This window comes from Streptosporangium sp. NPDC002524 (assembly GCF_040295985.1).
Lineage (GTDB): Bacteria > Actinomycetota > Actinomycetes > Streptosporangiales > Streptosporangiaceae > Streptosporangium.
Genome location: NZ_JBEOWK010000038.1, coordinates 57,593 through 65,648, shown reverse-complemented (window position 1 = coordinate 65,648; position 8,056 = coordinate 57,593). Strand labels below are relative to the sequence as shown.

Annotated in this window: 5 protein-coding genes; all 5 read right to left on the bottom strand. The window is 67.6% G+C overall.

Features of this window, described 5'->3' with window-relative positions; genetic code table 11:
• Positions 1-514: 514 nt before the first annotated feature.
• A complete protein-coding gene (locus ABT053_RS39840) occupies positions 515-3,100 on the bottom strand; it encodes a valine--tRNA ligase (RefSeq protein WP_350976609.1) in 2,586 nt (861 codons plus the stop codon).
• 239 nt (positions 3,101-3,339) lie between these two features.
• Positions 3,340-4,620, bottom strand: a complete 1,281-nt coding sequence (clpX, locus tag ABT053_RS39835) for an ATP-dependent Clp protease ATP-binding subunit ClpX (protein ID WP_329084422.1) — start codon at positions 4,618-4,620, stop codon at positions 3,340-3,342.
• A 192-nt stretch (positions 4,621-4,812) separates the two neighbouring features.
• The gene (locus ABT053_RS39830) at positions 4,813-5,457 is read right to left on the bottom strand and encodes an ATP-dependent Clp protease proteolytic subunit (RefSeq protein ID WP_326642780.1); all 645 of its coding nucleotides are present in this window, start codon (positions 5,455-5,457) and stop codon (positions 4,813-4,815) included.
• An 11-nt stretch (positions 5,458-5,468) separates the two neighbouring features.
• Entirely contained in the window at positions 5,469-6,113 is a 645-nt protein-coding gene (locus ABT053_RS39825; protein WP_386161284.1) for a ClpP family protease, read from the bottom strand.
• Positions 6,114-6,662: 549 nt separating this feature from the next.
• On the bottom strand, positions 6,663-8,042 hold the full coding sequence (gene tig / locus ABT053_RS39820; RefSeq protein WP_350976605.1) for a trigger factor: 1,380 nt from the start codon (positions 8,040-8,042) through the stop codon (positions 6,663-6,665).
• Between the last annotated feature and the right edge of the window lie 14 nt (positions 8,043-8,056).

Below are 8,056 nucleotides of genomic sequence, written 5' to 3'. Positions count from 1 at the left end.
AGCCGAGCAGAACTCCGGGGCGTTCCATTTCGTATCACCATCGTATCGGGAGTGCCGGTTTCGTGTCAAACTGTCGGATTTCCGATCGCTCGACTTGATCCCGCCGAACCCGTTAGGATTGCGACCACCCCGTTTCCAGGGCAACCCCTCTAACTTACTCCGACATCCGGTCGATGTCCAATCATGCGGACACGCCCGATTTGCCGGGATTTTTTGGAGGAGTGTGCAGGACGTTGCCCTGCATGAAGAACTCTAGCAGTCCCTCAGGGCTGTGATGACCAACTTCCCGGTAAGAACTAGGTCTTCCCTGGGACGCCAGCCCTCAAACACGAGAACCCAGGGTCAAGAGACCCTGGGTTCTCGTCATGACGGCCACCGGTCCGGAGCCGTCCTCCGCACGTTCTTTCAACCAGGTCCGGAGCCGGTCCTCACCCACTCTTCGAACCAGGTCCGAAGCCGTCCACCCGCTCCTCGAACCAGGTCCGCGCTCCTCATGAGAGGAGCCCCGGCCGACTCACGCCGCCGGCAGCGACGCCAGCTGGGCGAGCAACCGCTCGATGTCCTGATCGGCCTGTGCGGCCCGGGAGCGCACCTTGGTCACCACGTCGTCGGGCGCCTTGGCCATGAACTGCTCGTTGCCCAGCTTGGCGGCGACCTGGGCCGCCTCCTTGCGCGCCACCGCGAGATCCTTCTCCAGGCGCTTGCGCTCGGCGGCCACGTCGATCGTCCCGGCCGTGTCGATCTCCACGGCGATGCCGCCCACGTCGAGGCTCGCGGTCGCGGCGAACGACTCGGACGGCTGGTCGAGCCGGAGCAGCGACCGGATCGCCCCTTCGTGGGAGGCGAGTGCCGTACCGGCGAGGGAGAGCCGCGCGGCGACCCGCTGGCCCGGCTTGAGCCCCTGGTCGGAACGGAACCTGCGCACCTCGGTGACCAGTCCCTGCACGGCGAGGACCTCCTCCTCCGCCGAGGGGTCGCGCAGCGACTCCTGGACCGTCGGCCAGGGAGCGACCACGATCGACTCGCGGCCGGTGACCGCGCGCCACAGTTCCTCGGTGACGAACGGCACCAGGGGGTGGAGCAGGCGGAGCAGCGAGTCGAAGACGTGGCCGAGCACGAGCCGGGTGTGCTCCTGCCCGGACGCGATCTGGATCTTGGCGAGCTCCACGTACCAGTCGCAGACCTCGTCCCAGGCGAAGTGGTAGAGCAGGTCCGAGATCTTGGCGAACTCGAAGCTCTCGAACGCGGTGTCGACCGACGCGACGATCTCCTGGAGCCGGGAGAGGATCCAGCGGTCGGCGGCGGTCAGCTCCTCGGTCGGGAGCTCGCCTGTCACGGCGCCGTTCATTAGCGCGAAGCGGGTGGCGTTCCAGATCTTGTTGCAGAAGTTGCGCGAGCCTCCGGCCCACTCCTCGCTGATCGCCACGTCGGAGCCGGGGTTGGCGCCGCGCAGCAGCGTGAAGCGGGTGGCGTCGGCGCCGAAGCGCTCGATCCAGTCGAGCGGGTCGACGACGTTGCCGAAGGACTTCGACATCTTCTTGCCGTACTGGTCACGGACCATGCCGTGCAGCGCGACGGTCCTGAACGGCGGCTCGCCGTCCATGGCGTAGATGCCGAACATCATCATCCGGGCCACCCAGAAGAACAGGATGTCGTAGCCGGTCACCAGGACGGAGGTCGGGTAGAACTTGGCCAGCTCCGGTGTCTTGTCCGGCCAGCCGAGGGTGGAGAACGGCCAGAGCCCGGAGGAGAACCAGGTGTCGAGGACGTCGGGGTCCTGGACGTAGCCCGCGGGCGCCTCCTCGTCGGGGCCGACGCAGACGACCTCCCCGTCCGGGCCGTACCAGACAGGGATGCGGTGTCCCCACCACAGCTGCCGGGAGATGCACCAGTCGTGCATATCGTCGACCCAGTCGAAGTAGCGCTTGGCCAGCTCCGGCGGGTGGATCTTCGTCCGGCCGTCGCGGACGGCGTCGCCCGCCGCCTTCGCCAGGGGCGAGACGTTGACGAACCACTGGAGCGAGAGCCGGGGCTCGACCACGGTCTTGCAGCGCGAGCAGTGCCCGACCGAGTGGAGGTAGGGGCGCTTCTCCGCGACGATCCGGCCCTCCGCGCGGAGGGCGGCCACCACCGCGGGCCTCGCCTCGAAGCGGTCGAGCCCCTGGAACGGGCCGTGCGCGGTGACCACTCCCCGCTCGTCCATGATCGTCAGGGACGGCAGCGAGTGGCGCCGCCCGATCTCGAAGTCGTTCGGGTCGTGCGCAGGGGTGACCTTGACCGCCCCGGTGCCGAAGGAGGGGTCGACGTGCTCGTCGGCGACGATCGGGATGCGGCGGCCGGTGAGCGGCAGCTCCACCTCGCGGCCGATCAGGTGCGCGTAGCGCTCGTCGGAGGGGTGCACGGCCACGGCGGTGTCGCCGAGCATCGTCTCGGCCCGGGTGGTCGCGACCACGATGGAGTCGTCGCCGTCGCCGTAGCGGATCGAGACGAGCTCGCCCTCGTCCTCGCTGTGCTCGACCTCGATGTCCGACAGCGCGGTCAGGCAGCGCGGGCACCAGTTGATGATGCGCTCGGCGCGGTAGATGAGCCCGTCGTCGAAGAGCTTCTTGAAGATCGTCTGGACGGCCCGGGAGAGGCCCGGGTCCATAGTGAAGCGCTCGCGCGACCAGTCGACACCGTCGCCCAGCTTCTTCATCTGGCCGAGGATCCGGCCCCCGGACTCCTCCTTCCACTGCCAGACGCGCTCGACGAACGCCTCGCGGCCGAGGTCGTGCCGGGACAGGCCGCCCTTGGCGATCTCGCGCTCGACGACGTTCTGGGTGGCGATTCCGGCGTGGTCCATGCCGGGCAGCCACAGCGTCTCCTGGCCGCGCATGCGCGCGCGGCGGGTCAGCGCGTCCTGGATGGAGTGGTCGAGGGCGTGGCCGATGTGCAGGACACCGGTCACGTTCGGCGGGGGCAGGACGATGCTGTACGGCTCGCGCTCGCTGCTCGGGTCGGCGGTGAAGTGTCCCTCCGATACCCAGCGCTCGTAGCTCCGGGTCTCCACGTCGGCGGGTGCGTACTGGGTGGGCAGCTCTGGCGTCGTCACGATGCCCAAGTCTAGGGATGTCCGCGTGTTCCCCGTCCCACGGACCGCCATACCGGCCCTTCCGCGAACCGCCGTACGGGCCCTTTGCCCGTGACTTCGCCGGTGGGCGAGATGATCCACGGTCAGCGGACGCCGGCCGCCGGTACGGCCACCGGCGGGAACCGGACGGCCGGAAACGGCGGCGCCCCCCACGGGATATCCCGTGGGGGGCGCCGATCGTGCGAACCAGGAGGGTTCGCGCGGGCCTTCTACGCCGACTTCTCGCGCGGCGGGCGCTGCTGCTTGTTGAGCTGGTCGCGCGGGACGAGCGTGGGATTGACATGCTCCAGGACCGACTCGCGGGTGATGACCACACGCGCCACGTCCTGCCGCGACGGCACCTCGTACATCACCGAGAGGAGGACCTCCTCCAGGATCGCCCGCAGGCCGCGGGCGCCGGTGCCGCGCAGGATCGCCTGGTCGGCGATGGCCTCCAGCGCGTCGTCGGTGAACTCGAGCTCGACGTTGTCGAGCTCGAACAGGCGGCGGTACTGCTTGACGAGGGCGTTGCGCGGCTCGGTGAGGATCTGGATGAGCGCCTCACGGTCGAGGTTGTGGACGCTCGTGATGACCGGGAGCCGGCCGACGAACTCGGGGATCATGCCGAACTTCAGCAGGTCCTCGGGCATGACGTTCTCGAAGATGTCGGCGCCGTCGATGTCTTCCTTGGAGCGGATGATCGCGTTGAAACCGATCCCCTTGCGGCCGACCCGGGACTCGATGATCTTCTCGAGACCGGCGAAGGCCCCACCGCAGATGAACAGCACGTTGGTGGTGTCGATCTGGATGAACTCCTGGTGCGGGTGCTTGCGGCCACCCTGCGGCGGCACGCTCGCGGTCGTGCCCTCCAGGATCTTCAGCAGGGCCTGCTGCACGCCCTCGCCGGAGACGTCCCTGGTGATCGACGGATTCTCGCTCTTGCGAGCGATCTTGTCGACCTCGTCGATGTAGATGATGCCGGTCTCGGCCTTCTTGACGTCGTAGTCAGCGGCCTGGATCAGCTTGAGCAGTATGTTCTCGACGTCCTCGCCCACGTAGCCCGCCTCCGTCAGGGCGGTGGCGTCGGCGATGGCGAACGGAACGTTCAGCATCTTCGCCAACGTCTGGGCGAGCAGTGTCTTGCCGGAACCGGTGGGGCCCAGGAGCAGGATGTTGGACTTGGACAGCTCGATGCCGTCGTCACGTCCGCGCTCGCCGGACTGCACCCGCTTGTAGTGGTTGTAGACCGCCACGGAGAGAGCCTTCTTCGCCTGGTCCTGACCGATGACGTAGGCGTCGAGGAATTCGTAGATCTCCCTCGGCTTGGGAAGGCTGTCCCATTTCAGCTCAGAGGACTCGCTGAGCTCCTCCTCGATGATCTCGTTGCAGAGGTCGATGCACTCGTCGCAGATGTATACGCCGGGTCCGGCGATGAGCTTCTTGACTTGCTTCTGGCTCTTTCCACAGAAAGAGCACTTCAGCAGGTCTCCCCCGTCGCCGATGCGTGCCACCCCAGATACTCCTTTGCGTGGGACCGCCCTGGCTGCCGCGGTCCGTTTCTTCCGACCGGCCCGATACCCGATCGAAAAGTCATCCCGCTTAGGTTTCGACGTTACCGTCTTCTGAGCCCTCAGTGAGCCCCCTAGCGGCGAGTCGCACCGGAACGTGCCTGATTCGGCACGGTTCCGGTGCGATATGCCTCGTTAGGAGGCTACGGCCTTCGCGAGCTTCTTGCGGGACGGAATGATGTCATCGATCAGTCCGTACTCCTTGGCCTCGACGGCGTCAAGGATCTTGTCCCGCTCGATGTCCTTGCGGACCGCCTCCGGTGCCCTGCCCGAGTGCTGAGCGATGATCGTCTCCATCTGCGCGCGCATCCTGAGGATCTCGCGCGCCTGGATCTCGATGTCGCTTCCCTGGCCGCCACCCTCGGTGGACGGCTGGTGGATCAGCATGCGGGCGTTCGGCAGGGCGAAGCGCTTGCCCGGCGTGCCGCCGGCCAGCAGGACCGCCGCCGCCGAGGCCGCCTGGCCCAGGCAGACCGTCTGGATCTCCGGCCGGACGAACTGCATCGTGTCGTAGATCGCCGTCATGGCGGTGAAAGAACCGCCCGGCGAGTTGATGTAGATGCTGATGTCGCGGTCGGGGTCGAGCGACTCCAGGGTCAGCAACTGCGCCATGACGTCGTTGGCCGACGCGTCGTCCACCTGCACGCCGAGGAAGATGATGCGGTCCTCGAAGAGCTTGGCGTACGGGTTCATCTCCCGCATGCCGTAGGACGTGCGCTCGGTGAAGGACGGAAGAACGTAGCGGCCGTTGATGTCTCCCGGCCGGATCAACTCACTCACCTTGTGCCCCTTCAGGAGACGGCGCCCGTGGAGGGCACCTGTCGAGCGCTGCGCACGACCTGGTCGATGAAGCCGTAGTTCTTGGCCTCCTCGGCCGTGAACCAGCGGTCCCGGTCGGAGTCGGCCTCGATCTGCTCGATGTTCTGACCGGTGTGGAACGCGATGCGCTCGGCGAGGGTCTTCTTGACGTAGAGCATCTGCTCCGCCTGGATGGCGATGTCGGCGGCGGTGCCGCCGATGCCGCCGGAAGGCTGGTGCATCATGATGCGGGCGTGCGGCAGGGCGTATCGCTTGCCCCGCTCGCCGGCGCAGAGGAGGAACTGGCCCATGGAGGCGGCCAGACCCATCGCGACCGTGCACACATCGTTAGGGACATATTCCATCATGTCGTAAATCGCCATACCAGCGGTTACGGAACCGCCTGGCGAGTTGATGTAGAGCCAGATATCGCGCTCCGAGTCGTCCGCGGCGAGCAGGAGCAGCTCTGCGCAGATCCGGTTGGCGATCTCGTCGTTGACCTGGGTGCCCAGCACGATGATGCGCTCACGCAGCAGCCGCTGATAGAGCTGGTCTTCGAGCCTGAACGAGCCGTTCGGCTGGCTCATCGACTCGGGCCCGGAGCCGGTCGGCTGGTAGAAGGTCGGCGGGCTGGTCACAGCGTCACCTTCCGATGCGTCGTAATCGATTGGCTTTGCTTGTGACCTTAACGCGCGTCACCTACCGGACATGCCTCCTCAACGCACTGTTCGCTGACGGCGCATGCTGCCCACCGCCTTCCCACCACGTCCGGAACCCCGCGCCGCCCGCCCCGGCGAGGCTCCGGAACCAGAGCCCGTACGGCGTGTCGCGGCCGTCGAGAGGGCCTGGAGGGGAGGAGGTAAGGCGCCGGTCGGCCGCGAGAGGGGCCGACGGCCCTCAGAGGGCTCAGGAGCCCGCGAAGTCCGTAGGGGGACGTGAGGCCGGGAAAGGTTCCCCAGACCCCCAGGCGCCGCTCTGCGGCACGCTCACCACCCGGAACCGGAGGACGGAGGGCCGGGCACGCGCGTCGGCCCGGAAGGCGGGGGCGTGCTCACCGGCCCGGGAACCCCCGGACAACTCCGGGAACCCCCGGAGAACAAGGACGCCCCCCGTCGCGCGGAATCGCGGCGGGGGGCGTCGGGCGGCGGAGGCGGCGGGCGGGCCCGGCGCCTCCGCTCGGCCGGGGACTACTTGGCGGTCTCGACCTCGGCGGTCTCGCCGGCCTCCTCCGAGGCCTCCTCGCCGTTGATCTCGGTGTAGATGGCCTTGAGGTCGACCTCGTTGCCGGCCTCGTCGACCACCTTGGCGGCGTCGCCGATGACGCTCTTGGCCTTGTCGCGGACGATCTCGACCATGGCCAGCGTGAGCTGGTCGTTGTCGGCCAGGTGCTGGGCCAGCGTGTTGGGCGCGACGTTCATCTGCATGGCGCGGCGCACCACGAAGTTGGTCAGCTCCTGCTCGCTGACGCCGAGGTCCTCGCTCTTGACGATCTTGTCAAGGACGAAGCCCGTCTTGAGGGCCTTGGCGGCGCTCTCGTCGAACTCCGCGAGGCGCTCCTCCTCGGTGGTCTGGTAGAGGCGGAAGTACGCCTCCTTGCTCAGGCCACTGTCGGCGATCTGGTGCTCGAGGTTGTGCTTGCGGTTGTCGACCTCGACCTTGAGCGCGCTCTCGGGGAGCGGGATGTCGATCTTGTCGAGCAGGGCGTCGAGGGCGTTCTCGCGGGCCTGGACGACCTGGTCGATCAGCTTGTTGCGGCGGGCCGTCTCGCTGATGCTCGCCTTGAGCTCGTCAAGGGTGTCGAACTCGCTGGCGAGCTGGGCGAACTCGTCGTCAAGCTCGGGGAGGACCTTCTCCTTGACGCTCTTGACGGTGATGGTGACCACGGACTCCTCGCCGGCGTTCTCGCCGCCGACCAGGTTGGTGGTGAACTCCTTGGTCTCACCCGCGGACAGGCCGACCAGGGCGTCGTCGAGGCCCTGCAGCACCGAGCCGGCGCCGACCTCGTAGGAGACGTCGTTGGCCTGCTGCTCCTCGATGTTGACACCGTTGATCGCGGCGGCCAGGTCCATGACGACGAAGTCGCCGGAGGCGGCGGGGCGCTCGACGCCGGTCAGGGTGGCGAAGCGCTGGCGCAGGCCGTCGAGCTGCTCGTCGATGTCCTTGTCGGAGACCTCGGAGACCGGGACGGTCACCTCGATGCCCTGGTAGTCGGGGACGTCGAAGCCGGGGCGGACGTCCACCTCGGCGGTGAACTCGACCTGCTCGCCGTCCTCGATCTTGGTGACCTCGATCTCCGGCTGGCTCACCGGGAAGATCTCGCTCTCGTCGACGGCCCGGCCGTACAGCTTGGGCACCGCGTCGTTGAGGGTCTCCTCCAGCACCACGGCGCGGCCGAACCGCTGCTCGATGATGCGGGCCGGAACCTTGCCGGGGCGGAACCCGGGGACGCGCACCTGCTGCGCGACCTTCTTGTACGCCGCCTGCAGGCTCTCGCCGAGCTCCTCGAACGGCACCTCGACGGTAAGCCTCACCCGGGTCGGGCTGAGCTCCTCCACAGCGGTCTTCACGGGGTCGTCTCCTT